The sequence below is a fragment of the Streptomyces sp. G-G2 genome, from assembly GCF_030063135.1.
Taxonomy (GTDB): domain Bacteria; phylum Actinomycetota; class Actinomycetes; order Streptomycetales; family Streptomycetaceae; genus Streptomyces.
This window is the reverse complement of record NZ_JASISO010000019.1, coordinates 112,309-134,598: the sequence shown is the minus strand read 5'-3', so window position 1 is coordinate 134,598 and position 22,290 is coordinate 112,309. Positions and strand designations below refer to the sequence as shown.

Annotated in this window: 24 protein-coding genes; 14 read left to right on the top strand and 10 right to left on the bottom strand. The window is 72.3% G+C overall.

All coding sequences use genetic code 11. The annotated features are described in order from the left end of the window. Nucleotides 1-78 precede the first annotated feature (78 nt). The 9 genes from QMF80_RS17395 to QMF80_RS17355 all read left to right on the top strand — a co-directional run bounded on the left by QMF80_RS17395 (nt 79) and on the right by QMF80_RS17355 (nt 8,937). On the top strand, nt 79-786 hold the full coding sequence (locus QMF80_RS17395; RefSeq protein ID WP_283454236.1) for a DJ-1/PfpI family protein: 708 nt from the start codon (nt 79-81) through the stop codon (nt 784-786). 101 nt (nt 787-887) lie between these two features. Next, nucleotides 888-1,286, top strand: a complete 399-nt coding sequence (locus QMF80_RS17390) for a nuclear transport factor 2 family protein (RefSeq protein ID WP_283454234.1) — start codon at nt 888-890, stop codon at nt 1,284-1,286. A gap of 229 nt (nt 1,287-1,515) precedes the next feature. Then, a complete protein-coding gene (locus QMF80_RS17385) occupies nt 1,516-2,475 on the top strand; it encodes an alpha/beta hydrolase (protein WP_283454232.1) in 960 nt (319 codons plus the stop codon). Then, entirely contained in the window at nt 2,468-3,661 is a 1,194-nt protein-coding gene (locus tag QMF80_RS17380) for an acyltransferase family protein (protein ID WP_283454231.1), read from the top strand. The genes QMF80_RS17385 and QMF80_RS17380 overlap by 8 nt, the downstream gene beginning before the upstream one ends. Before the next feature lie 10 nt (nt 3,662-3,671). Beyond that, entirely contained in the window at nt 3,672-4,985 is a 1,314-nt protein-coding gene (locus QMF80_RS17375) for a sensor histidine kinase (RefSeq protein WP_283454229.1), read from the top strand. Then, the gene (locus QMF80_RS17370; RefSeq protein ID WP_283454227.1) at nt 4,985-5,656 is read left to right on the top strand and encodes a response regulator; all 672 of its coding nucleotides are present in this window, start codon (nt 4,985-4,987) and stop codon (nt 5,654-5,656) included. Before QMF80_RS17375 ends, QMF80_RS17370 begins: the two co-directional genes overlap by 1 nt. A gap of 87 nt (nt 5,657-5,743) precedes the next feature. Beyond that, nucleotides 5,744-7,063 carry a sensor histidine kinase gene (locus tag QMF80_RS17365; RefSeq protein WP_283454224.1) on the top strand — a complete coding sequence of 440 codons (1,320 nt, stop codon included), beginning with the start codon at nt 5,744-5,746 and terminating at the stop codon, nt 7,061-7,063. Further along, the gene (locus QMF80_RS17360) at nt 7,060-7,719 is read left to right on the top strand and encodes a response regulator (protein ID WP_283454223.1); all 660 of its coding nucleotides are present in this window, start codon (nt 7,060-7,062) and stop codon (nt 7,717-7,719) included. The genes QMF80_RS17365 and QMF80_RS17360 overlap by 4 nt, the downstream gene beginning before the upstream one ends. A gap of 9 nt (nt 7,720-7,728) precedes the next feature. Continuing rightward, nucleotides 7,729-8,937, top strand: a complete 1,209-nt coding sequence (locus QMF80_RS17355; RefSeq protein ID WP_283454221.1) for a cytochrome P450 — start codon at nt 7,729-7,731, stop codon at nt 8,935-8,937. 89 nt (nt 8,938-9,026) lie between these two features. On the opposite strand, the gene QMF80_RS17350 is transcribed toward QMF80_RS17355, so the two are convergent. Both QMF80_RS17350 and QMF80_RS17345 read right to left on the bottom strand, forming a co-directional pair. Next, the gene (locus QMF80_RS17350) at nt 9,027-10,613 is read right to left on the bottom strand and encodes an ABC transporter permease (protein WP_283454219.1); all 1,587 of its coding nucleotides are present in this window, start codon (nt 10,611-10,613) and stop codon (nt 9,027-9,029) included. Next, entirely contained in the window at nt 10,610-11,521 is a 912-nt protein-coding gene (locus QMF80_RS17345) for an ABC transporter ATP-binding protein (RefSeq protein WP_283454216.1), read from the bottom strand. The genes QMF80_RS17350 and QMF80_RS17345 overlap by 4 nt, the downstream gene beginning before the upstream one ends. A gap of 63 nt (nt 11,522-11,584) precedes the next feature. Here QMF80_RS17345 and QMF80_RS17340 point away from each other — a divergent pair, with 63 nt between their 5' ends. Next, nucleotides 11,585-12,148: a GbsR/MarR family transcriptional regulator gene (locus QMF80_RS17340; RefSeq protein ID WP_283454215.1), complete on the top strand. Its 564-nt coding sequence runs from the start codon at nt 11,585-11,587 to the stop codon at nt 12,146-12,148. Between the two features lie 75 nt (nt 12,149-12,223). Here the strand turns inward: QMF80_RS17340 and QMF80_RS17335 are convergent, their stop codons facing one another. Continuing rightward, on the bottom strand, nt 12,224-12,856 hold the full coding sequence (locus QMF80_RS17335; protein ID WP_283454213.1) for a hypothetical protein: 633 nt from the start codon (nt 12,854-12,856) through the stop codon (nt 12,224-12,226). After that, nucleotides 12,853-13,764: a diacylglycerol kinase catalytic domain-containing protein gene (locus QMF80_RS17330; protein WP_283454211.1), complete on the bottom strand. Its 912-nt coding sequence runs from the start codon at nt 13,762-13,764 to the stop codon at nt 12,853-12,855. The genes QMF80_RS17335 and QMF80_RS17330 overlap by 4 nt, the downstream gene beginning before the upstream one ends. Nucleotides 13,765-13,948: 184 nt before the next feature. Between QMF80_RS17330 and QMF80_RS17325 the strand changes: the two genes are divergently transcribed. Next, nucleotides 13,949-15,232: an adenylosuccinate synthase gene (locus tag QMF80_RS17325; protein ID WP_283454210.1), complete on the top strand. Its 1,284-nt coding sequence runs from the start codon at nt 13,949-13,951 to the stop codon at nt 15,230-15,232. 73 nt (nt 15,233-15,305) lie between these two features. On the opposite strand, the gene QMF80_RS17320 is transcribed toward QMF80_RS17325, so the two are convergent. The 3 genes from QMF80_RS17320 to QMF80_RS17310 form a co-directional block, all read right to left on the bottom strand. Then, entirely contained in the window at nt 15,306-15,590 is a 285-nt protein-coding gene (locus QMF80_RS17320) for a hypothetical protein (protein WP_283454208.1), read from the bottom strand. Nucleotides 15,591-15,642: 52 nt separating this feature from the next. Continuing rightward, complete coding sequence (locus tag QMF80_RS17315) at nt 15,643-16,434, bottom strand: DUF1906 domain-containing protein (RefSeq protein ID WP_283454206.1); 792 nt, start codon at nt 16,432-16,434, stop codon at nt 15,643-15,645. Between the two features lie 64 nt (nt 16,435-16,498). After that, the gene (locus tag QMF80_RS17310; RefSeq protein ID WP_283454204.1) at nt 16,499-17,152 is read right to left on the bottom strand and encodes a polysaccharide deacetylase family protein; all 654 of its coding nucleotides are present in this window, start codon (nt 17,150-17,152) and stop codon (nt 16,499-16,501) included. A gap of 355 nt (nt 17,153-17,507) precedes the next feature. Between QMF80_RS17310 and QMF80_RS17305 the strand changes: the two genes are divergently transcribed. The 3 genes from QMF80_RS17305 to QMF80_RS17295 all read left to right on the top strand — a co-directional run bounded on the left by QMF80_RS17305 (nt 17,508) and on the right by QMF80_RS17295 (nt 20,523). Continuing rightward, nucleotides 17,508-18,275: a polysaccharide deacetylase family protein gene (locus QMF80_RS17305; protein ID WP_283454202.1), complete on the top strand. Its 768-nt coding sequence runs from the start codon at nt 17,508-17,510 to the stop codon at nt 18,273-18,275. Between the two features lie 95 nt (nt 18,276-18,370). Beyond that, complete coding sequence (locus QMF80_RS17300) at nt 18,371-19,186, top strand: polysaccharide deacetylase family protein (protein ID WP_283454200.1); 816 nt, start codon at nt 18,371-18,373, stop codon at nt 19,184-19,186. Nucleotides 19,187-19,218: 32 nt separating this feature from the next. Next, on the top strand, nt 19,219-20,523 hold the full coding sequence (locus QMF80_RS17295) for a glycoside hydrolase family 10-like protein (RefSeq protein WP_283454199.1): 1,305 nt from the start codon (nt 19,219-19,221) through the stop codon (nt 20,521-20,523). A gap of 6 nt (nt 20,524-20,529) precedes the next feature. Here QMF80_RS17295 and QMF80_RS17290 read toward each other — a convergent pair whose 3' ends face one another. The 3 genes from QMF80_RS17290 to QMF80_RS17280 form a co-directional block, all read right to left on the bottom strand. Beyond that, on the bottom strand, nt 20,530-20,874 hold the full coding sequence (locus QMF80_RS17290) for a hypothetical protein (protein ID WP_283454197.1): 345 nt from the start codon (nt 20,872-20,874) through the stop codon (nt 20,530-20,532). A gap of 143 nt (nt 20,875-21,017) precedes the next feature. Then, entirely contained in the window at nt 21,018-21,284 is a 267-nt protein-coding gene (locus tag QMF80_RS17285) for a DUF397 domain-containing protein (RefSeq protein WP_283454195.1), read from the bottom strand. Beyond that, nucleotides 21,281-22,147 carry a helix-turn-helix domain-containing protein gene (locus tag QMF80_RS17280; RefSeq protein WP_283454193.1) on the bottom strand — a complete coding sequence of 289 codons (867 nt, stop codon included), beginning with the start codon at nt 22,145-22,147 and terminating at the stop codon, nt 21,281-21,283. Before QMF80_RS17280 ends, QMF80_RS17285 begins: the two co-directional genes overlap by 4 nt. Nucleotides 22,148-22,290 lie beyond the last annotated feature (143 nt).

Below are 22,290 nucleotides of genomic sequence, written 5' to 3'. Positions count from 1 at the left end.
GCCTTCAACTCGTCGTCGATCCGGGCATAGAGTGCTGTGGCGAGGGTGTCCAAGTCGGTCTTCACACACAGACTCTGGATGCCCTCGTCCTATGTCCGCAGGTCATCCCTTGGACTCATTCATCTAGTCGGTACGGGGGACGGGGACGGCGACCCGGGGCGCGGGGAGGCCGGGTCCAAGCCGGTCCACCTCGCGGTCTACGACACGTACGCCGACTGGGAGACCGGGCACACCACCGCGCACCTGACCCAGCGCGGCCACCGGGTCCGTACGGTCGGTCCGGCCGCCGGAACGCCCGTGACCACCATGGGCGGCGTACGCATCCAGCCCGACCTGGGTATCGACGCGCTGCGGCCCGAGGACTCCTCGCTGCTCATCCTCACCGGTGCGCGGTCGTGGGACATGGGGGACGACCTCGTCCCCTTCGCCGCCAAGGCCCGCGAGTTCCTGGACGCGGGGGTCGTGGTCGCGGCGATCTGCGGGGCGACGGCGGGTCTCGCCCGCGAGGGCCTGCTCGACGACCGCGCGCACACCAGCGCCGCCGCGGGCTACCTGGCGGCCACGGGGTACGCGGGCGGCGGACGGTACGTGGAGGCGGACGCGGTCACCGACGGCGATCTGATCACGGCGGGTCCGACCGAGCCGGTCGCCTTCGCCCGCGAGGTCTTCGCGCGGCTCGGGGTGTACAAGCCGGACGTGCTGGACGCCTGGTACCGGCTGTTCCACGATTCGGACGCGAGCGCCTTCCCGGTGCTGACGGCGGCGGCCCGGGCGGGCGATGTCTGATCCAGCCGGGATCCCCTCGGCCCGGCGGGGATTGTGTCGAAGTCAATAAGCCTCCAAGTAAAGCTTGTTGCCCAGGTCACAGGCGTCGCACACTGCGGCACATGGAGCCGTTGAACGTAGTTGCAGAACTGTGGGAGCGGATCGGGGCCCGCGACTGGGACGGGGTCGGTGAGCTGATCGCCCGGGACGCGGTCATCGAATGGCCGGTCAGCGGGGAGCGGATCGTCGGCCGCGACAACTTCATCGCCGTGAACAGCGACGGCGCCGGGGACGGTGACACGGACGAGAGGTCCGTGGAGGTCCTGCGCATACTCGCCGACGGGGACTTCGTGGTCACCGAGGTCGAGATACCGCAGGAACACGTCGTGTACCGGGCCGTGTCGCTCTGGACGGTGCGCTCCGGGGAGATCGTCGGGGCACGGGAGTACTGGACCAGCCCCGGGCAGGACCCTGCGCCGCGCTGGCGCGCCGGGTACGTGGAACCCCTGGTGACGGACTGAGCCGCACGCCGGCCCAGCTGCTGTCGATCCTGCCGCCTGAACCGGCGAGCTGAGCTGGTCTGTTGAGCCCGCGGCCGCGTACCGGCGCTGTGCGCGGGCGAGTCGTGTCACCCACGTCATACCCGAGAGCTACGCGCAAACCCCACTCCCTGGCGTGACGCTGACGACAGGACCCGATTTCTAACTTCGGTACCAGAGACAACGCCCCTCTGGCCCGAAGGAAGACGACATGCCGCGCAGTGTCAACAGCCGCCCCGCACGTCTGCGCCGCACACTGCTCGCCGCGCTGGTCACCACGGCCGTCGTGTTCCCCGTGGCCGCGGCCGCCTCCCCCGATGCCCCCGCCCCGGTGGCCGTCCGGTTCGCCGACGGCGCGAGTGCCTCCGAGCGGTACGCCGCCAACCTCGCCAATCTGGCCGAGGCGGCCCGGATGGCCGATGACGCGGGGCGCTCGCAGCGGGCCGCGAAGCTGCGGGCCATGGCGGCGGGCGGGTCGGCCCACTTCCTGTCGTTCGACGGGAGGGGGACGGGGCGGGCCGTCGAGGTGCTCGGCGATCTGGCGACGGCGGACCGGGTCGCGGTCCTCGTCCCCGGGACCGACACCACCCTCGACACCTACCAGAGGTTCCGTGCGGGGGCTCTCGCCCTGCGGCAGCGCCTCCAGGCCGAGCATCCGCGCTCCGCCGTGGTCGCCTGGCTCGGGTACGACACCCCCGGCACGGTCAGCACCACCGTCCTCACCACCGCGCGCGCCGATGACGGCGCCCGGAAACTGGCGCCGTTCCTGGCGGAGTTGCGCCGTCTGAGCGCGAGCGGGGCGCGGCAGTCGCTGCTCTGCCACTCCTACGGCTCGGTCGTCTGCGCCCGGACCCGGACGGGTCCGGCGGTCACCGACATGGCCTTGTTCGGCAGCCCGGGCACCGGCGCCGAGACCGCCGCCGGGCTGCCCACCGCGGCCCGGGTCTGGGCCGGGCGCGGCAGCGAGGACTGGATCGCGCGGGTGCCGCACGTGCGGCTCGGCGGGATCGGCTTCGGTACCGACCCGGTGGATCCGGCCTTCGGCGCCCGCGCCTTCGACGCCGGGTCCGCCGGACACAGCGACTACCTCAAGCCCGGTACGGCGTCCCTGGACGGCCTCGCCCGGATCGTCCTCGGCGCCACCACCGCCTCGGACGCCTCCCATGCGTGATCCGCGCGCCCGCTGGGCCGTGATGGCCGGTCGCATCGACGCCGCCACCCCCGCCGACCGGGACCGCACGGTGGACGCGCTGCGTGCCGTCGCGATCCTCGGGGTGGTCCTGGGGCACTGGCTGGTCACCTCGCTGAACACCGCCAAGGGCGGACTCAGCGCCAGCAGTCCGCTGTCGTACACCCCGTGGCTGGCCCCGATGTCATGGGTCTTCCAGACCCTGGCCGTCTTCTTCCTCGTCGGTGGCCATGTGGGCGCCCGGGGCTACGCCTCGGCCCGGGCGGGCGGGACGGCGTACGGGGAGTGGGTCGGGCGCCGGCTCGGGCGGCTGTTCCGACCGGTCGCGGCGGTGCTCGTGCTGTGGACGGTCGCGTCCGTCGCGATGCTGGCGGCCGGGGTCGAATACGGCACGGTCCGGGGGCTGGTGAAGCTGGTGCTGTCCCCGCTGTGGTTCCTGCTGGTGTTCGCGGGGCTGACCGCGCTGACTCCGCTGGTGGCCCGGCTGAATCCGCTGTGGCCGCTGGCCGTCGTCGCGGTGGTGGACGTGTGGCGGTTCGCCCTGGGCGGGCCCGGCTGGATCGGCTGGGTCAATGTGCTGGGGGGCTGGCTCGTGCCCTACACCCTGGGGGCGGCCTGGTCCCGGGGCGCGTTCGCCCGGCGGACCCCGGCGGCGCTGACGCTGGCGGGCGGGGTCGCGGGCACGGCCGCCCTGGTCGTGTGGGGTGGGTATCCGGCGTCGATGGTGGGCGTTCCGGGGGCCTCGATCTCGAACCTGAACCCGCCGACGCTGGCCGTGGTCACCTTCGGTCTGGCCCAGTGCGGGCTGGCCCTGCTGGTCCGGGAGCCCCTGGCGCGGGCCATGCGCGGGCCCGGGGCCTGGGCGGGGGTGGCGCTGGTCAACCTGTCCGCGATGACGGTGTTCCTGTGGCACCAGACCGCGATGATGTCCGTCACCGCCCTGGGCCTGCTGAGCGGGACCGACCTGCCCGGTCTGCACACGGTGCCGGACTCCCCGGCCTGGCTGGCGGCGCGGCTGATGTGGCTTCCGGTGTTCGCGGCGATGCTGCTGGTCTGCTGGGCCGCGTTCCGGGTGCACGAGCAGGGCGGGCCCGAGCGGCGGTCGTCCGGCGCCTCCCACGTCGTGCGCACCGGAGCCGCTCCCGCGGCCGTGGTGACGCGTGCCTAGGGTGAGCCTCGTGAAAGCGCGGATCGACACCACGGACAGCCGCCCCGGGAGGATCCGGGGCGCGCTGCGGACCCTCTCGGAGGATCTGCTCACCTCGTCCTGGGACCCGCTGCCGCGGATGGCCCGGCCGCGCTGGCTGGCCTGGCTGCCGCACGTGCTGCTCGGGTACCTGGCCGTGTTCCTCGGTGGCGTCGTCCAGAACCAGCTGAGCGGCGACTACCGGGTGTACGGGGCCGCCGGGTTCCTGCTGACCGTACTGACCTCGGCCTCCATCCTGCTCGCCATGTTCTGGCCGATCGCGGGGTGGTGGGTCGCCCTGGCCGCGGCGGCGGGCATCGCGTCGGAGACCTACGAGCACATCAGCCTGGGCCAGCCCTGGCCGTGGCTGCCGGCCGGGGTGTTCGCGTTCGCGCCGGTCGTGCTGCTGGTGGCGCTGCGCAAGCCGCCCCGGGTGACCGCGGCGGTGATCGTCACCACCCTCGTGCTCGATCTGCTGCTCGAGTTGAACTTCCGGCCCCCGCCGGGTACGTCCAGCGTGGCCGAGGCGGCGCTGGTCCTCGGCATCATCGGTCTGGTGGGGCAGTTGCTGCGGTCGCTGCGGCTGGCCCGGGGCAGGCTGGTCGAGCAGGAAACCCTCACCGAGGCGGAGCGCGCCCAGCGCACCCTGCTGGAGGAACGCAGCCGGATCGCCCGCGAACTGCACGACGTGGTGGCGCACCACATGTCGGTCATCTCCATTCAGGCCCAGGTCGCCGTGCACCTCGCGGAGAATCCCTCCGAAGAGCTGAAGGAGAACCTGTCGGGGATCCGAGGCAATGCGCTGGAGGCCCTGACCGAACTGCGCAGGGTGCTGGGCGTGCTGCGTTCGGAAGATCCCGGCGATCCGGCGAATCCACATCATCCGCAGCCCACGCTGGGCGAACTCGACGCGCTCGTGGCCAATGTGCGGGCGGCCGGGCTGGAGGTCAGCACGGAGATCGCGGGCGAGCCGCGGCCGCTGACTCCGGGCGTGGAGCTGACCGCGTACCGGGTGGTGCAGGAGGCGCTGAGCAACTGTCTTCGCCACGCCCCCGGTTCCCGGGTGGAGGTGGGTCTGGCGTACGGACCGCGCAGTCTGCACCTGTGTGTCGCCAACACCGCCCCGACCCGTTCCGCCTCGCCGTCGCCCGGAGCGGGGCACGGGCTGCTGGGGATGAGGGAGCGGGCGGGCATGCTGGGTGGCGAGATGGCGGCCGGTCCGCGGCCCGGCGGTGGATACGAGGTGAGCGTCATACTCCCGACGGATCCGCCGTCCGGGTCCGTCCCCGAGGAAAGCAGAAACTGATGACCACACCGATCCGGGTCATGATCGCCGACGATCAGATGATGGTCAGGCAGGGCTTCACCGTGCTGCTCAACGCCCAGCCGGACATAGAGGTGGTCGGGCAGGCCGTCGACGGCGCGGACGCGATCGCGAGGGTCGCCGAACTCGCGCCGGACGTGGTGCTGATGGACATCCGGATGCCGGGGGTGGGCGGGATCGAGGCGACCGCGGCCATCACGGGGCAGCCGGGCGCCACCGTCAAGGTGCTGGTGCTGACCACCTTCGACCTGGACGAGTACGTCTATGAGGCGCTGCGCGCGGGGGCCTCCGGGTTCATGCTCAAGGACGCCTCCGCCGATCAGCTGGCCGAGGCGGTCCGGGTGGTCGCGGCGGGCGAGGCACTGCTCTCGCCGAACATCACCAAGCGGCTGATCACCGAGTTCTCCCGGCTGGGGGCGCCGCGGGCGCCGTCCAGGGAGCGGATCGCGGAGCTGACCGAGCGGGAGACGGAAGTGCTGTCGCTGGTCGCCCAGGGCCTGTCCAACGGGGAGATCGCGGCCCACCTGATCGTGGCCGAGCAGACCGTGAAGACCCATGTGAGCCGGATCCTGGTGAAACTGGGCCTGCGGGACCGCACACAGGCCGCCGTCTTCGCGTACGAGACGGGTCTGGTCCGTCCGACGGGCTACTGACTCCCCCGGGTAGTACTTGAGGGGGACCCCGGGATATCCCCATATGCGGCGACGCGGACCAGGGGGGTAGCGGCCTACGGTTCACAAGTGACCGAGACGACCACCGGGGCAGACCCCCGGACCCCTGAGATCCGGCTGGCGTCGGGGTTCCTGCGGAACCTGCGCCAGGATCTGATCGTGGATGCCTTCGCCTACCAGCCGCTCCGGCCCATGCGTACGGACGGCCCACTGATCCGCCGCCTTCCCGAGCGGATACGGCCCGAAGCCGCCTACGCCCCCCATGCCCTGGTGGTGCTGGCGGCGTTCATCGCGCTGACCACGGCGGGCCACGGCGGCTACGAATCTCCTTCCCGATCCCTGGTGATCGGGCTGATGTCCGCCGTGCCGGTGCTGATGACGCTGGTGCGGCCGATCGGCGCCTTCTGGACACAGATGGCGATCATCGCGGTGTTCGGCGTGCTCAATGCGACCGGTTCGGTGGTCTGGCCCTGGTCACCGAGTTCCTTCTTCGGGCATCTGACCGTGCTGACGGTCGTGGCCATCCGGACCGGCCCCCGGGCGGCGGCCTGGATGTGGGCGGTCAGCTCGGCGTCCGGGGTCGCCCTGTCCGTGCTGCTCAGCCGGGGCCAGTCCCTGGACACCATGCCGATGGTCCTCGTCTCGGCGCTGGCGATGCTGGTGGTGAGCGTGCGCCACATCCGGGCGGCGGCCGAGCAGGAGGTCACGGCGCAGCAGGAGGTCACGGCGGTGGAGCGGGACCGGCGGACGCTGCTGGAGGAGCGGACGACGATCGCGCGCGAACTGCACGACGTGGTGGCCCACCACATGTCGGTGGTCGCGATCCAGGCGGAGGCCGCCCCGTACCGGGTGAAGAACCCGCCGCCGGAGCTGGAGGCCGCGTTCGTCACCATCCGGGAGAACGCGGTGGCGGCGCTCACCGAACTGCGGCGAGTGCTGGGGGTGGTGCGGTCCGCGGACTATGAGGCCCCGGACGCCCCGCAGCCGACGCTGGCCTCGCTGGAGGGGCTGCTGGCCAATGTGCGGGAGGCCGGGCTGGGTGTGGACAAGACGGTGACGGGCTCGGTGCGGGAGCTGCCGCAGGGCGTGGAGCTGTCGGCGTACCGGATCATCCAGGAGGCGCTGAGCAACAGCCTGCGCCACGCTCCGGGAGCGGCGGCCGGGGTCGAGGTCTCGTACGTGCTGGGCGGGCTGGGGGTGCGGATCGTCAATGGCGCGCCGACCGGGGACGTGCGTCCCTCGCCGGGCGCGGGACACGGCATCACCGGAATGAGGGAGCGGGTGGCCATGCTGGAGGGTGAGATGACCGCCGGGGAGACCGCGGACGGCGGGTACGAGGTGTCCGTGTTCATACCGGTGCGCAGCAGGCCCGTCGAGGACGCCGCATGACGATCCGGGTGCTGATCGTGGACGATCAGATGATGGTCCGGGAGGGGTTCTCCGTCCTGCTCAACGCGATGCCCGGGATCGAGGTGGTGGGCGAGGCGGTCGACGGCCAGGAGGCCGTGGAGCAGGTGTCGGCGCTGCGGCCCGACGTGGTGCTGATGGACATCCGGATGCCGGTGATGAACGGTCTGGAGGCGACGCGGCAGATCGTCGCGGCGGACGCGGACGCGAAGGTGCTGGTCCTGACGACCTTCGACCTCGACGAGTACGTGTACCAGGCGCTGCGGGCCGGAGCCTCCGGGTTCCTGCTCAAGGACGCATCGGCCCGGGAACTGGCCGACGGGGTGCGGGTGGTGGCGGCCGGGGAGGCGCTGCTGGCGCCCTCGGTGACCAAGCGGCTGATCGTGGAGTTCGCGAAGCTGGCGGACACCCCCCGGGCGACGGCGCCGGGATCGGTGGAGGACCTGACGGAGCGGGAGACGGAGGTACTGATCCTCATCGCGCAGGGCCTGTCCAACGTGGAGATAGCCGACCGCCTGGTGGTCGCGGAATCCACGATCAAGACCCATGTGAGCCGGATCCTGGTCAAGTTGGGCCTCCGGGACCGCACCCAGGCCGCCGTGTACGCGTACGAGACCCGGCTGGTCACTCCGGCGTAGGGTGCGGGGATGGATTTCGATCCCTGGGACGCCGCCTTCGTCGCCGACCCCTATCCCGCCTACCGCGAGTTGCGGAAGCGGGGGCGGGCCCTGTGGTGCGAGGCGACCGGGCAGTGGCTGGTCCCGCACCACGCCGATGTGAGCGCGCTGCTGCGGGACCGCAGGCTCGGACGGACGTACCTGCACCGGTTCAGCCACGAGGAGTTCGGGCGCAGCGCGCCGCCGCCGGAGCACGAGCCGTTCCATGTCCTCAACGGCAACGCGCTGCTGGATCTGGAGGATCCCGCGCACGCCCGGGTGCGGCGGCTCGTCGCGAAGGCGTTCACTCCGCGCACCGTGGAGCGGCTGGCTCCCGCCGTGGAGCGGATGGCGCGGGAGCTGGTCGCCCGCTTCGTCGCGGCCGGGGGCGGGGATCTGCTCACGGCCGTCGCGGAGCCGCTGCCCGTCGCGGTGATCGCCGAGCTGCTCGGGATCCCGGAGGCGGACCGGGGCCCGCTGCGGCCGTGGTCGGCGGACATCTGCGGGATGTACGAGCTGCGGCCCGGCCCGGAGAGCGCCGCGCGGGCGGTGCGGGCGAGCCTGGAGTTCAGCGCGTACCTCCGCGGCCTGATCGCCGAGCGGCGCGAGGACCCGGGGCCGGACCTGATCTCCGCACTGATCGCCGCGCACGACGACGAGGACGGTGGCAGGCTCAGCGAACAGGAGATGATCTCCACCTGTGTCCTGCTGCTCAACGCGGGACACGAGGCGACCGTGAACTCCACGGCCAACGGCTGGTGGGCCCTGTTCCGGAATCCGGCCGCGCTCGAAGATCTTCGGGCCGATCCCGAAAAGTTGTCCACAGCTGTGGATGAACTGATGCGCTACGACACACCGCTCCAGCTGTTCGAACGCTGGGTGCTCGAAGACATCCGGGTCGGGGACACCCTCATCCCGCGCGGCGCCGAGGTGGCGCTGCTCTTCGGCTCCGCCAACCGCGACCCGGCGCGCTTCGCGCGACCCGACGAGCTGGACCTCGTACGGACGGACAATCCGCACCTGTCCTTGGGGGCCGGGATCCACTACTGCCTGGGCGCGCCGCTGGCCAGGCTGGAACTCGCCTGCTCCTTCGGGGCGTTGCTGGACGCCGGCGTCCCTCCCCTGCGGCTCGTGCGCGAGCCGCGGTGGCGGGACGGGTATGTGATCCGGGGGCTGCGGGAGCTGCTCGTCGAGTTCTGAGACCCCGCCCCCAGCCCCGGCCCCGCCCGCGCCCCCAGCACCGCCCCGGCCGCGCCCGCCCTCACTCCCGCCGCCCCCGGCCCCCGCACTCAGGCGACCATGTCCCGGCGGCGCAGGGAGGCCAGGCCCGTCACCGTCAGCAGGGCCGCCAGCGCGGTCAGGGTCAGCAGCGGGGCCCAGCCGACGGCCCCGGCTCCCGGCAGCCGGGGCAGGTGGGCGAAGGGCGACAGGTCGAGGGCGGCTTGCGGGAGGTTCAGCGCCGGACCGACCCAGCCCAGGGCGAGCGCGGCCCCGGCCACCGCCCAGGCGGCCACGGCGAACCTCGGCAGCGCCCCGTGCAGCAGCACCGCCAGCGCCCCGACCACCCACACCGCCGGGAGCTGCGCCAGGCAGGCCCCCACCGCCGCCCCCACGTCCTGACCGTGCCCGAGGCCCAGCCCGAGCCCGCCCAGCGCGAGGATCAGCGCCGAGCCCCCGAACGCGATCACCAGGTGTCCGCCCGCCCAGCCGAGCCGCCCGACGGCCCCCGCGAGGAGCGGTTCGGCGCGCTGCCCGTTCTCCTCGCCGCCGAGCCTCAGCACCGAGGCCACGATGTACAGCGCGGCCACCATCCCCAGCATCCCGGCCATCCCCGCCAGGAACGCGTCGGTGATGCCGCTCTGCCCGCCCATCCGCTCGATGATCTCGCGGGTCTTCGCGTTGTCCCCGACCAGTTGGGCCACGCCGTCCGTCATGGCGCCGAAGGCGGCGCCCGCCGCCAGGTATCCGGCGCTCCATCCCAGCACGCTCCCCCGCTGGAGCCGCCACGCCAGCGCCGAGGCGCCGCCGAGCCGCCCCCGCGCCGGGCCGGGGCGGGCCGCGAGGAAGCTCATGCCCAGGTCCCGGCGCCCGGCCAGGACGGAGGCGAGGACCACCAGAGCGGCGCAGGCCGCGCCGAAGAGGCCGAGCACCCACCAGCGTTCGCCCGCGTAGGGGCGTACGTTCTCCAGCCAGCCCAGCGGCGAGGCCCAGGTCAGCGCCGATCCCCCGTCGGCCCGGCCCGCGTCCCCGGCGGCCCGCAGGACGAACGCGGCGCCGAGCAGCGCGCCCGTGAGCCCCTTCGCGAGCCGCGCGCTCTCGGTGAGCTGCGCGGCGATCGCGGCGATCGCGGCGAAGACCAGCCCGGTCGCGCCGATCGCCACCGCGAGCGCCACCGCACCTCCCGCACCGCCCCCGACCTCCTGGCCCGCCAGTCCGGCCGCCACCAGGACCGCGACGAGCGCGTTGGCGACGAGGGCCGCGAGCAGCGCGGCGGTCAGCGGGGCCCCACTGCCCACCACGGCGGCGGAGAGCATCTCCTGACGCCCGCTCTCCTCCTCCTCACGGGTGTGCCGGACCACGATGACCAGGCTCATCACGGCGGCGAACAGGCCCGCGAAGACCCCGGCCTTCCAGACGCCGAGCGCACCGATCGAATCGCCGAACACCGGCCCGTACAGGGCGCGCAGCGAGCCGTTGGCGTTCATCGTGGTGAGCACGTGGGCCCGTTCGGCGGCGGTTCCGTACGTCGCCTCCAGCGAGCGGGGCATGCTGAGCACCGTCAGCGCGATGACCAGGATCCACACGGGCGCCATCACCCGGTCGCGGCGCAGGGCGAGCCTCAGCAGCGTCCCCGTTCCCGCCAGTTGGCCCTTCATCGCACGGCCCTGGCCTTCTCCGCGTCGCCGTCGGCATAGTGGCGCAGGAACAGTTCCTCCAGGGTCGGCGGGGTCGAGGTGAGCGAGCGGACCCCGGACGACGCGAGGGCGCGCAGGACCGCGTCCAGCTTGTCGGTGTCGGCCTGGAGCCGGATCCTGAGCCCCCGCACCTCCACGTCGTGCACCCCGGGCAGGTGCGCGATCCCGTTGGGGGCGGCGGCCAGTTCGGCGGTGATCGAGGTCCGGGTGAGGTGGCGCAGTTCGGCGAGGCTGCCGCTCTCCACGGTCCGGCCGTTGCGGATGATGCTGACCCGGTCGCAGAGGGACTCGACCTCGCTGAGGATGTGCGAGCTGAGCAGGACCGTCCGCCCGGCGGCGCGCGCTTCGGCCACGCAGCTCTGGAAGACCTCTTCCATCAGCGGGTCGAGGCCCGAGGTGGGCTCGTCCAGGATCAGCAGGTCCGCGTCGGCGGCGAAGGCGGCGACGAGGGCGACCTTCTGCCGGTTGCCCTTGGAGTACGTACGCCCCTTCTTGGCCGGGTCGAGTTCGAACCGCTCGATCAGCTCGGCCCGGCGGCCCTCGTCGAGGCCGCCGCGCAGCCGCCCGTAGAGGTCTATGACTTCGCCGCCGGAGAGGTTGCGCCACAGGGTCACATCGCCGGGCACGTACGCGATGCGGCGGTGCAGGCGGACCGCGTCCCCCCAGGGGTCGCCGCCGAGGAGTTCGGCGGTGCCGGAGTCCGCGCGCAGCAGCCCCAGCAGGACCCGGATGGTGGTGGACTTTCCGGACCCGTTGGGCCCGAGGAAGCCGTGGACCTCGCCGGTGGCGACCGAGAGGTCGAGTCCGTCCAGTGCGCGGGTGCGGCCGAACGACTTGTGGAGTCCGGCGACCCTGATGGCGTTCTTCATGGTTCCGAACGTACGCTACTTTCACAAATTTGTGAAGCTTGGAAATCAAGTAAAGTCGAAAGGGTGACGGACATGGAAACGGCGGCAGCGGCAGCGGCCCCAGCGACGACCGCGACGACCGCGACGACGACAGCAACAGCGGCGGCGGACGCCGCCCGGGACGAGGAAGCGGTCTCCCGCTTCGTGGAGCGGTTCGCCGCCCAGCTGACCGAGGCGGGCATGCAGCGCATGGCCTCCCGGGTCTTCGCCGCGCTGCTGGCCAGCGACGGCGGCGCGCTGACCTCCGCCGAGCTGAGCCTGGCCCTGCAGATCAGCCCGGCCGCGGTGTCGGGCGCCGTCGGCTACCTCACCCAGGTCAACATGGTCAGCCGCGAGCGCGAGCCGGGCTCCCGGCGCGACCGGTACGTGCTGCACAACGAGCTCTGGTACGAGACCTTCACCCGCCGCGACCAGATCCTGACCCTGTGGGAGAAGACCCTGCGCGACGGCGCGGTCAGCCTCGGCCCCGACACCCCGGCGGGCAGCCGCATCGCCGAGACCGCGGCCTTCTTCGAGTTCCTCCAGGGCGAGATGCTGGGCCTCCTGGACCGATGGCGCACCCACCGCGCGACCCTCGACCTCTCCTGAGGCGCCTCCCGCCAGTGCCGTGACCGGAAAGGTGCACCGGGTCGCGGCGCCCGGCAAACCTTCCCGGCCACAGCACTAAGCCGTGCCCCCGCGCCGCACCCGCACCCGCCGCACCCGCACCCGCCCCAGCCGCCCCGACCCCGGCGCCCACACCAGACAGCGCGCCCCCGCCACGCGCCCGGGCCCGGGCCCGCGATCAGCTTCCGGGCCGCCCGGACCCCCCGGCTCCTCCGCCAGCCACAGCACCGTCTCCGGCGCCGACCCCGGGGGCCAGGGCCGCGCGGGCACGAGCCGGCGGCCGAGCAGCCCCGGCGCCACCACCCACTGACCCTCCCCGAGCAGCAGCACGGGGGGCCCGATCCCGGACCGCCGTACGGTGATCCGATACGGCCTCCAGCGGGCGGGGCCGCGCAGCGCGGTCCGGGCCCGCCGGGCGACGTACAGCTCCCGCATTCCGAGCACCGCCGGGCTCAACAGCACCACCAGCATCAGCGCCCCCGCCACCCTCGGCCGGACCAGCGCGCACCCGGCCACGGCGGGCCACCAGAACACCGGCAGCAGGCACAGCAGCGCCGCATCGCGCCGCCACCCGCCCAGGGCCTCCACCAGCCCCGCCCCGTCCGGACCCGCGTCCAGCCCGGCATACGGGCCGCCGTCCGGACCGGCATCCAGCCCGCCGCCCGGCCCGGGGTCCCCCTCCGTGCTCATCGCGGCAGGGTCAGCCCCCACGCCTCCGGTCGCACGGTCCACGTCCGCCGCCGCACCGGGCCCGTGTCGGCGTGGTCGGCGCGGTAGCGGAAGTCCGCCCCCGACACCGTCACCGACAGTCCTCGGGCGACCAGCGCGGGCCCCGCGTCCAGCATCCGGACAACGACTTCGACCTGGCCGTCCCGCGCGGCCACGGCCACGTCCGCCACCGCCTGGTCCACATCGCTGACCAGCACTCCGTCCGCCTCCACCCGCAGCCGCAGCCGCTGCGCCGGAGCCGCGCCCCGGTGCACCGGCGGCCGCACCAGGGTCCGCACCAGCGACCGGCACGCACTCCACAGCGTGGGCGCGGCCGGCCGCGCGTACGACGCCACCGCACCCCCCGCGGCGACACCCGGACCGGCCCCGGATCCGACCCCCGCTCCACCCCGCAAACCACCTCGCACACCGGCCGCCGGCACCCCCGCGCCCGGGATCCGCACACCCCCCAGCACCACCCCGTCGCTGTCATCAACCAGCAGGTCACGCGCCCGTACGGCCCCGTCCAGCACCGCCCGCGCCCCCGCCACGGCGCCCACCGGCACGCCCAGCGCCCGCGCCAGCGACAGTGACCCGGCGGCGCCCACGGGCACCAGCGCGAGCGCGGAGTCGGCCAGCTCCCGGCGCCGGTGCAGCAGCCCCACGGCCCGCACCAGCGCCCGATCGTCACCGACGATCACGGGCTGCCGATGACCCCGGCGGGCAAGGGCCCGCGCGAACTCCTCAAGGCTCTCCGGGAGGCAGATCTTCGCCGCCGCCCCGGCCGACAAAACGTCCTTCGCGATCCGTACGGACTCGCCGTCGAGGCGGCGGGCGACCGGGTCGACGAGCACGAGCAGGGCGCCTACCGGCGCGCCCGCATGGCTCATGGTGGGCTCTGGAGCCGACACCTCGGTCCTTCCTCGGGTAGCATCTTTGTGCAAGAGGCCCTTGCGCTATTGCGCCAGGGCCTTCGTCTATTCCGGGGCACCGGTCCGACGGCTCAGCCTGCGGTGTACATCGTCGTACGCCCCCTGACCTTGGACATGCCCCATCCGGAAGAGGTGTACGCCTGTGCCCGCTCTTGTGCTGCTCGGAGCTCAGTGGGGTGACGAGGGCAAGGGAAAGGCCACCGACCTGCTCGGTGGATCCGTTGACTATGTAGTGCGCTACCAGGGTGGCAACAACGCCGGCCACACGGTCGTCGTAGGCGACCAGAAGTACGCATTGCACCTTCTCCCTTCCGGCATCCTGTCCCCCGGATGCACCCCGGTGATCGGCAACGGCGTCGTCGTCGACCCGGCCGTCCTGCTCTCCGAGCTGCGCGGCCTGAACGAGCGCGGCATCGACACCTCCAAGCTGCTCCTGAGCGGCAATGCGCACCTCATCACGCCGTACAACGTCACCCTCGACAAGGTCGGCGAGCGCTTCCTCGGCAAGCGGAAGATCGGCACGACGGGCCGTGGCATCGGCCCGACGTACGCGGACAAGATCAACCGCATCGGCATCCGCGTCCAGGACCTCTACGACGAGTCGATCCTCGTCCAGAAGGTCGAAGCCGCGCTGGAAGGCAAGAACCAGCTCCTCGCGAAGCTGTACAACCGCCGCGCGATCGACGCCGCCCAGATCGTCGAGGAAATGCTTGGATACGCGGAGCTGATCAAGCCCTACGTCGCCGACACCACCCTCATCATCAACAACGCGCTCGACGAGGACAAGGTCGTGCTGTTCGAGGGCGGCCAGGGCACCCTGCTCGACGTCGACCACGGCACGTACCCCTTCGTCACGTCCTCGAACCCGACGGCCGGTGGCGCCTGCACCGGTGCGGGTGTCGGCCCGACGAAGATCTCGCGCGTCATCGGCATCCTCAAGGCCTACACGACCCGCGTCGGCGCGGGCCCGTTCCCGACCGAGCTGTTCGACGCGGACGGCGAGGCGCTGCGCCGCATCGGCGGCGAGCGCGGTGTCACCACCGGCCGTGACCGCCGCTGCGGCTGGTTCGACGCCCCGATCGCCCGCTACGCGACCCGCGTGAACGGCCTGACGGACTTCTTCCTCACCAAGCTCGACGTGCTGACCGGCTGGGAAGAGATCCCGGTCTGCGTCGCGTACGAGATCGACGGCAAGCGCGTCGAGGAGCTGCCCTACTCGCAGACCGACTTCCACCACGCGAAGCCGATCTACGAGAACTTCCCCGGCTGGTCCGAGGACATCACCAAGGCCAAGACCTTCGACGAGCTGCCGAAGAACGCCAAGGCGTACGTCAAGGCCCTGGAGGAGATGTCGGGCGCCCCGATCTCCGCGATCGGCGTCGGCCCCGGCCGCACCGAGACGATCGAGATCAACTCGTTCCTGTAGGAACCGAGCAGCTGTACGTCGCCCAGGGGGCGGGTCGCGAGGCGGCCCGCCCCTTCGGCTCGCGCGGACCGGATCACCCGCCCCCGGTGTCGGAGAGCTGTTCCGCCAGCGTGAAGCGGCAGTGGAAGATCTGCCACGAGCCGTCCAGGACGGCGAGGAAGCCGTCACCGTCCTGGTAGAGGACCCGGCGCCGGACCTTCATGGGGTGCTGGGGGCGGAAGGTGTCGGCCTGGCGGCGCAGTTCCGCCAGGGCTTCGGCGCGGGTGCCGTCCACGTGGCCGAGCACCTGGACCGCCCACATCCGGTGCTGACCGCCACTGCCGACGTTCTGCTCGACGAGCAGTCCCCACCTGGCCACGTGCCCCGCCCCCGCCCGCGTCGGAGCCCGGCGAGCGCCCGGACCCTCTGGATCAGGAGACGACGGGGCCGTCCAGGCGGTTGCGGTCGATGGTGAGGGTCTCGCCGCCCCAGGTCTCGTTGACGTTGCCCTCGAACTGGTGGATCCGCTGGTCCTTCGGCCACCGCCCCAAGGTCAGCGGGCCCTGGTCGGCGGTGTCGGGCCTGCGGTCCCAGCGGGCGTACCAGAGGGCCTCCGGGAGCGGGGAGCGGCCCGCGCGGGCGGCCTCCGCGAGGTCACGGACGCCGGAGCCCAGGCTGGAGTAGAACCCGGCCCGGTAGCCCGCCCGCCGCAGCTCCTGCGTCCAGCCGACCACCGCGTCGACCACGGCCCGGCCGCACGCGGGGGCCGCGTCCTTGACGGCGTACGACTCGATGTCGAGGTAGACCGGGCTGTCCTTGCCGATCCCCAGCGCGGTGAGCGCCTTCACCGCCTCCCGCGCCTGGGCCCGCCCCTGGTCGGCGGCGCGGGCGGGGGCGAAGCGCTCGGTCTTGTGCGGGTAGTCGTTGCAGGGCGCCTGCATCCCGACGTGCGCGGGGATCAGCCGCCAGCCCATTGCCCGCACCCGCCGCACCCACTCGGCGGTCAGCTCCGGCTGCGCGCAGTGGCGTTGGGTGCCGGAGACGTAGATGCCGACGGCCTTGTACGGGGAGGTGCCGTACCAGGCCCGCATGGCCTTGAGCGGGGGCGCGGCGCAGGCATCGAAGCCGAGGTCGTGGAGCACCACCGGCTGGGCGGGGCGGGTGGGGGCGAGGAGCGTGAGCGAGGCCGCGAGCAGGGCGGCGCGCCGGAGAAGGGGGTGCACGTGCGGTGACCCTGCCGGTCCGGTGCGGCCATGTGGGGGACCCGCCCGGCGCGCCGCCCCGCGATCACCCGTTCCGGTGGGAGGAAGCGCTCGCAGACGGCCGCACGGCGGGTGGGACGAGGAGGGTGCGCAGGTCGACGACCTCGTACCCGCGGGCACGGACGGCCTCGATGATCAGCGGGAGTGCCTGCGCGTCGAGGATGGGGCCGTGCCCGGCGGGGTCGCCGACGTGCATCTGGATGATCCGGCCCGGCGCCAGCCCGCGCAGGGCGCGGTGGACGGCCCGCTGGACGGTCATCCGGCCCGCTGTCCCTTTGTAGCCGTTGGTGTCGACGGCCCATTCGATGTCCGCGAAGCCCAGCGCGTTGACCTCGTCGATCTGGCGCTGGGTGGTTTCGCCGTAGGGGAACCGGAAGAACGGCAGGGGCGCCGCCCCGGTCGCCCTGCGCAGGGCGACGTCCGCGAGCCGCAGTTCGAGCTCCCGTTCCTGCCAGGTCAGTTCGCCGAAGTGCGGGTGACTGTAGCTGTGGCTGGCGATGCCGTGTCCGGCCGCCGCCATCGACCGCGCCGCGGCCGGGTGCCGCTCGGCGAACTGTCCGGTCAGGAAGAACGTGGCCGGAGCGTCGTACGCGCGCAGCACCTTCAGGACGGAGTCCACCCCCGTCTCGTCCCAAGCCGCGTTGAAGGTCAGCGCCACCACCTGCCGTTCGGTCGGCATCGTACGGACCGCCCGGCCCAGTACGTCTCCCGGCAAGGCGGGAGCGGGACGTGTGTCCGGCGGGAACACCGGTGGGAACGTCGGCGGGAACACCGGCGACGACCTTACGGGCACCGCGGGCCGGGGATCCGCGGGCGCGGGCACTGCGGCTGCCGTGACGGTCGCCGCCACGGCGACGGCGACCGCGATCAGCGCTCGGCCGCGGGTCCTGGGCGGCCACGGCCACGGGCGAGGGGTGCGCTGGTTCATATCGCGGCCATCCTAGGAGCGTTGGCCACACCGGACCGACGGGCGCGGGGGCGTGTCGTTCGCCGAGGTGGACCGCTCCGGGGACCGGCGGCCCGATGCTGAGACGGTGATCAGACACCAGAACACCCCGCCGGGACGCCGGGGGGTCATCGCGGCCGGATTGTCCCTGCTCTCCCCGGGCACCCCGTCCCGGGCCGACGCGGCCACCGGCCCGACCGGGCCGGTACCGGTTCCGGAAAGGCTCGTACAGGACGGCGAGAGGGCGCTGGCCCTCACCTTCGACGACGGCCCCAGCCCGATCTACACCCCGCAGGTCCTCGCGGTCCTGCGTCGGTACGGCGTCACCGCGACGTTCTTCATGCTGGGCGTCAACGCCGCGAAATATCCGTGGGTGGTGCGCCAAGTAGCCGAGGAGGGACACGTGCTGGGCAACCACACCTGGTCCCACCCCGCCCTGCGCACCCTGACCGCGGCGCAGGTCCGGGACGAGATCGAACGCACCAACGACGTCCTCGCCCGGACCGGCCCCGGCGGACCCCCTACGCTCTTCCGCGCGCCCGGCGGCCGTTTCGTCCCCGCCGCCCTGCACGTGTGCGCGGACCTCGGACTCCGGCCCATCTCCTGGTCCATCGACTCCGCGGACTGGACGAACCCCGGCGTCGACCGCATCTGCGACACGGTCCTCAGCCGCGCCGCGACCGGATCGATCGTCCTGCACCACGACGGCTTCCTCAGCCACTCCGCCGTCCCCGAGCACCAGGGCCTCGCCGACCGCACGCAGACCGTCGCCGCCCTGCGCGCCTACCTCCCGCACCTGATCGACGGCGGCTACCGCTTCACCACCCCTGCGCGGCGTACTGATCCATCCGTGTGACTGTTCCGCTCCGGGCGCGAGTTGCCGTACGGCGCCGCACTACGTTGCAGGTCAAGGCCCGGACGGCAGGGCTCGGACAAGAGAACGGGACGGATATGGTCGCGACAGCGGACGGCAGCGCACGGGGCGGTCGCCCGGCACGGCGGCAACTGCTGCGGGGGCTCGCCGCCGTCGCCGGGGCCACCGCACTCGGCCTCGCGAGCGGGTACCCCGCAGGGGCCGACGTACGGACCGGACGGACGCGCGGCGGCGCGCCCCGGCCGCCGATCACCAGGCCGCTGGCGGGCCGGGACGTGAAGGTGCTGCGCACCACCGAGCAGAAGGTGGCGCTGACCTTCGACTGCGGTTCCGACGCGGCCGGCGCCGAGGCCATCTTGAGGACGCTGTGGGACCAGTGGGTACCGGCGACGTTCTTCATGACCGGAATCTTCGCCGCGGACAACCCCCACCTCGCCCGGCACATCGCCCGCCGCTACCCGGTGGGCAACCACTCCATGACCCACCCCTCGTTCCCCGCCATCAGCGCCGAGCGGCGCGCCGAGGAGATCCGGTCGGCGGCCGACGCGATCGAGACGGCCATCGGCAGGCCGTCCGAGCCCCTGTTCCGCTTCCCCTTCGGACTGCGCACCCGGCCGTGCATCGCCGAGGTCAACGCCGCCGGTTACGTCCCGGTCAAGTGGACGGTGGACACCGCGGGCTGGAAGGGCGCCATCGGAGGCGCGACCACGACGACGGTCATCGACCGGACCGTCCAGGCCCTGCGCCCGGGCGCGATCGTCCTGATGCACCTCGGTTCCACCCCGGAGGACCACTCCGCCGTCGACGCCGCAGCCCTGCCCGCCCTCATCGACACCCTCAGGTCCCACGCGTACGGATTCACCACCCTGCGCGACCTGTTCGCTCCGCACTGACCAGAGCGGACCACCCCCAGCAGAAAGCGATCATGGGCCAGATCTCCCGCAGGACCCTGACCACGGCGGCCGCGGCCATGGCGGTGACGGCCGGCGCCCTCCCCCTCGGCGGCGGCACCGCGTACGCCGCACCCGAGCCCGTGCCCGCCTCGCGCGTCCCCGACCTGGCACAGGGCGGGCGGCGGGAGTTCCGCAGCATGTGGCTGACCACCGCCTTCAACCGTGACTGGCCATCCCCCGGGCTGACCCCGGACCAGCAGCGGCAGGAGCTGGCCGGCCTCCTGGACATCGCGGTGGAGCGACGGCTGAACGCGGTCGTCCTCCAGGTCCGGGGGAAGGCGGACGCGCTGTGGCCCTCGCCGTACGAGCCGTGGTCGGCGTGCCTGACGGGTGTCCAGGGCCGCGATCCGGGCTGGGACCCGCTGGACTTCGCGGTACGCGAAGCCCACGCACGCGGACTGGAGCTGCACGCCTGGTTCAACCCGTACCGGATCGCCACGAACCCCGATCCGGCCCTGCTGGCGCCCGGTCACCCGGCCCGGCTGCACCCCGAATGGGTGGTGCGCTACGGCAAGGTGCTGGTCTACAACCCCGGGCTCCCCGAGGTGCGCCGCTTCGTCCAGGACGCCATGCTCGACGCGGTCGCACGCTACGACGTGGACGGGATCCACTTCGACGACTACTTCTACCCGTACCCGATCCGCGGGCAGGCCTTCGACGACGACGACGCCTACGCCCGCCACGGCGGAGACTTCCCCGACCGGGCCGCCTGGCGGCGCGACAACATCGACCGCCTGGTGCGCGAGACCGCGCGGCGGGTCGAGGAGCTGAACCGGGCCCGGACGGGCGGCCGTTCACCGCACGGGCGGCGCGTGCGGTTCGGGATCAGCCCCTTCGCCGTCTGGCGCAACCGGAGCACCGACCCCGGGGGATCCGACACCCGGGGCAGCACCCAGTCCTACGACGACATCCACGCGGACACCCGCGGCTGGGTGCGGCGGGGGTGGCTCGACTACATCGCCCCGATGATCTACTGGCACATCGGCAACGACACCGCCGACTACGCCCGCCTCGTGTCCTGGTGGGCGCACACCTGCCGCGGCACCAACACCCACCTGTACATCGGTGAGGCCCTGTACAAGGCGGGCGACCCGGCCCAGTTCAAAGCCTGGCAGGACCCCGCGGAACTCTCCCGCCACCTCGCCTACGGCCGGCGCTTCCCCGAGGTCCGCGGGAACGTCTACTTCGCCGCGCGGGAGGTGGTCGCCGACCGGGCCGGGGCGATGCGGCGGGTGATCGCCGACCACTACCCGACCCGGGTGCGGACTCCCTACTGACCGGACCTACTCGACCGAGACGCTGGAGTCCGCGTCCACCGTGGCTTCAGCGCCCGGCTGGATGGTCCCCACCTGGTCGTTTCCGTCGGTGTTGCACTCCCAGGTGTCCCAGATCTTGACGACCTTGTCCGTGTTGTTCTTGACCACCATGGGGTCCGGCGTCGCGCTCCCGCCGGCGGGGGGACCCGACGAGTCGGGGGGCGTGAGGTCGAAGCAGCCGACCGGGTCCTTGTGGTCCACACCGTTGATGGTGAGGGTGCCGGTGGCGGCCTGGGCGGAACCGGGGACCGCCACCATGAGCAGGGCGGCGGAGGCGAGGGCGCCCAGAACAGTAACCATGCGTGTGCGCACTAGGACTCCTTGTGAGGGGTGAAGTGCGAGCATATCCACCTGATAGGACATTTGTTTCCCGAGCATGCGCATTCGGGTGTTTCGCATAAATATGACCACATCGACCCAGGTGCACGTCAGAGGGCGTACGACCCGGCGTCCCGCTACCGCTTCAAGGCCTCGTACGACGCCCGCCGGGTGGCCCAGGCCGTGAACTCGGCCCAGGTGGGCGTGGCGACCGCCACGGCGGGGCCGAGGTTCTTGGAGTCCCGGACGTGGATGGCGTCCGGGCACGCCGCCACCTCGACGCAAGCGCCACCGCTGTCGTTGCTGTAGCTCGACTTGTGCCAGGTGTAGGCCACCTCGACGCAGTTACCGCCGCCATCGTCGCTGTAGCTGGATTTGAACCACCGCAGAGTTCTGGTACTCATTTCTGTTCTCCCGCCCACCACTCGATGAGACCCAGGGATTGCTCCGGGCTCAGGGCCTGTGCGCGGATCTTCGCATATCGCTGGGCCAGCCTGGACACCTTGGCCCGGTTGCTGACGAGGATGCTCTCGTCCTCGATTTCCAGGTAGACCACATGGTCGTGCTCCTCGGTCTCCACGAGTTTCATTGGACCGCGCGCCCCGGCGTAAGTGCCCTTCAACCCCTGGTCCTTGGGCAGGACCTGCACCGTGACGTTGTCGCGCCGGGCGTCCCGCGCGAGGGACGACAGCTGGCCGCGCAAGATCTCCTCGCTGCCGAAGGGGCGGCTGAGGACCGACTCTTCGACGATCAGCTCGATCATCGCCGTCGGATCGCGGTCGAAGAGAGCCTTGCGGGCCATCCGAGCCTCGACCAGTTCGTCGACCTTCGCCTTGGGCACCGGCGGATAGCCACCATTGATCAGCGCGCGGGCGTACTCCTTCGTCTGGAAGAGGCCGTCGACCACCAGCGTCTCGTACGACGAGATGGTGAAGGCCTTCGCCTCCATCCGCGAGAAGTGCCGGAACCGCACCGGGTACTTCTCCAGCAAGACGTACCGCCGCGCGACCTCGAAGATGCCCCGGCCGTCACCGATCGCTTCCTCCAGGCGCTCCAGCATCTGATCGCTCACCGGCTGGGCACCCGTCTCCATGGCGCTGATGGCCGAGCCCGTGTACCGCACCAGCTCCCCCAGGCCGTCCTGTGTCAGACCCTTCTCCAGCCGGATGATGCGGGCGATCTCGGCGACGAGCTGCGACGTCGGCCGCTCGTCGTCCTTGTCCTTGCTGCCTTCTGCCTTCTGCCTTCTGCCTTCTGCCTTCGGCAATGTGAACAACCCCGAACTCAAGTGGTCTCAAGCGCACAGCGGCGCAATCCCAGAGTTTCGAGCCCTCAAGTCCGGGACGTAGAAAACGTTAGACCGGAGCCATCAAGCTGGACCCATGAACCGGAAAGTCACTCCCTCGACGC

What these genes read in the sequence shown, in the direction of transcription:
- QMF80_RS17395 (WP_283454236.1), top strand. Translation starts at nt 79, where the DNA reads ATGCCCTCGTCCTATGTCCGCAGGTCATCCCTTGGACTCATTCATCTA.
- QMF80_RS17390 (WP_283454234.1), top strand. Translation starts at nt 888, where the DNA reads ATGGAGCCGTTGAACGTAGTTGCAGAACTGTGGGAGCGGATCGGGGCC.
- QMF80_RS17385 (WP_283454232.1), top strand. Translation starts at nt 1,516, where the DNA reads ATGCCGCGCAGTGTCAACAGCCGCCCCGCACGTCTGCGCCGCACACTG.
- QMF80_RS17380 (WP_283454231.1), top strand. Translation starts at nt 2,468, where the DNA reads ATGCGTGATCCGCGCGCCCGCTGGGCCGTGATGGCCGGTCGCATCGAC.
- QMF80_RS17370 (WP_283454227.1), top strand. Translation starts at nt 4,985, where the DNA reads ATGACCACACCGATCCGGGTCATGATCGCCGACGATCAGATGATGGTC.
- QMF80_RS17360 (WP_283454223.1), top strand. Translation starts at nt 7,060, where the DNA reads ATGACGATCCGGGTGCTGATCGTGGACGATCAGATGATGGTCCGGGAG.
- QMF80_RS17355 (WP_283454221.1), top strand. Translation starts at nt 7,729, where the DNA reads ATGGATTTCGATCCCTGGGACGCCGCCTTCGTCGCCGACCCCTATCCC.
- QMF80_RS17350 (WP_283454219.1), bottom strand. Translation starts at nt 10,613, where the DNA reads ATGAAGGGCCAACTGGCGGGAACGGGGACGCTGCTGAGGCTCGCCCTG.
- QMF80_RS17345 (WP_283454216.1), bottom strand. Translation starts at nt 11,521, where the DNA reads ATGAAGAACGCCATCAGGGTCGCCGGACTCCACAAGTCGTTCGGCCGC.
- QMF80_RS17335 (WP_283454213.1), bottom strand. Translation starts at nt 12,856, where the DNA reads ATGAGCACGGAGGGGGACCCCGGGCCGGGCGGCGGGCTGGATGCCGGT.
- QMF80_RS17330 (WP_283454211.1), bottom strand. Translation starts at nt 13,764, where the DNA reads ATGAGCCATGCGGGCGCGCCGGTAGGCGCCCTGCTCGTGCTCGTCGAC.
- QMF80_RS17310 (WP_283454204.1), bottom strand. Translation starts at nt 17,152, where the DNA reads ATGCCGACCGAACGGCAGGTGGTGGCGCTGACCTTCAACGCGGCTTGG.
- QMF80_RS17300 (WP_283454200.1), top strand. Translation starts at nt 18,371, where the DNA reads ATGGTCGCGACAGCGGACGGCAGCGCACGGGGCGGTCGCCCGGCACGG.
- QMF80_RS17295 (WP_283454199.1), top strand. Translation starts at nt 19,219, where the DNA reads ATGGGCCAGATCTCCCGCAGGACCCTGACCACGGCGGCCGCGGCCATG.
- QMF80_RS17285 (WP_283454195.1), bottom strand. Translation starts at nt 21,284, where the DNA reads ATGAGTACCAGAACTCTGCGGTGGTTCAAATCCAGCTACAGCGACGAT.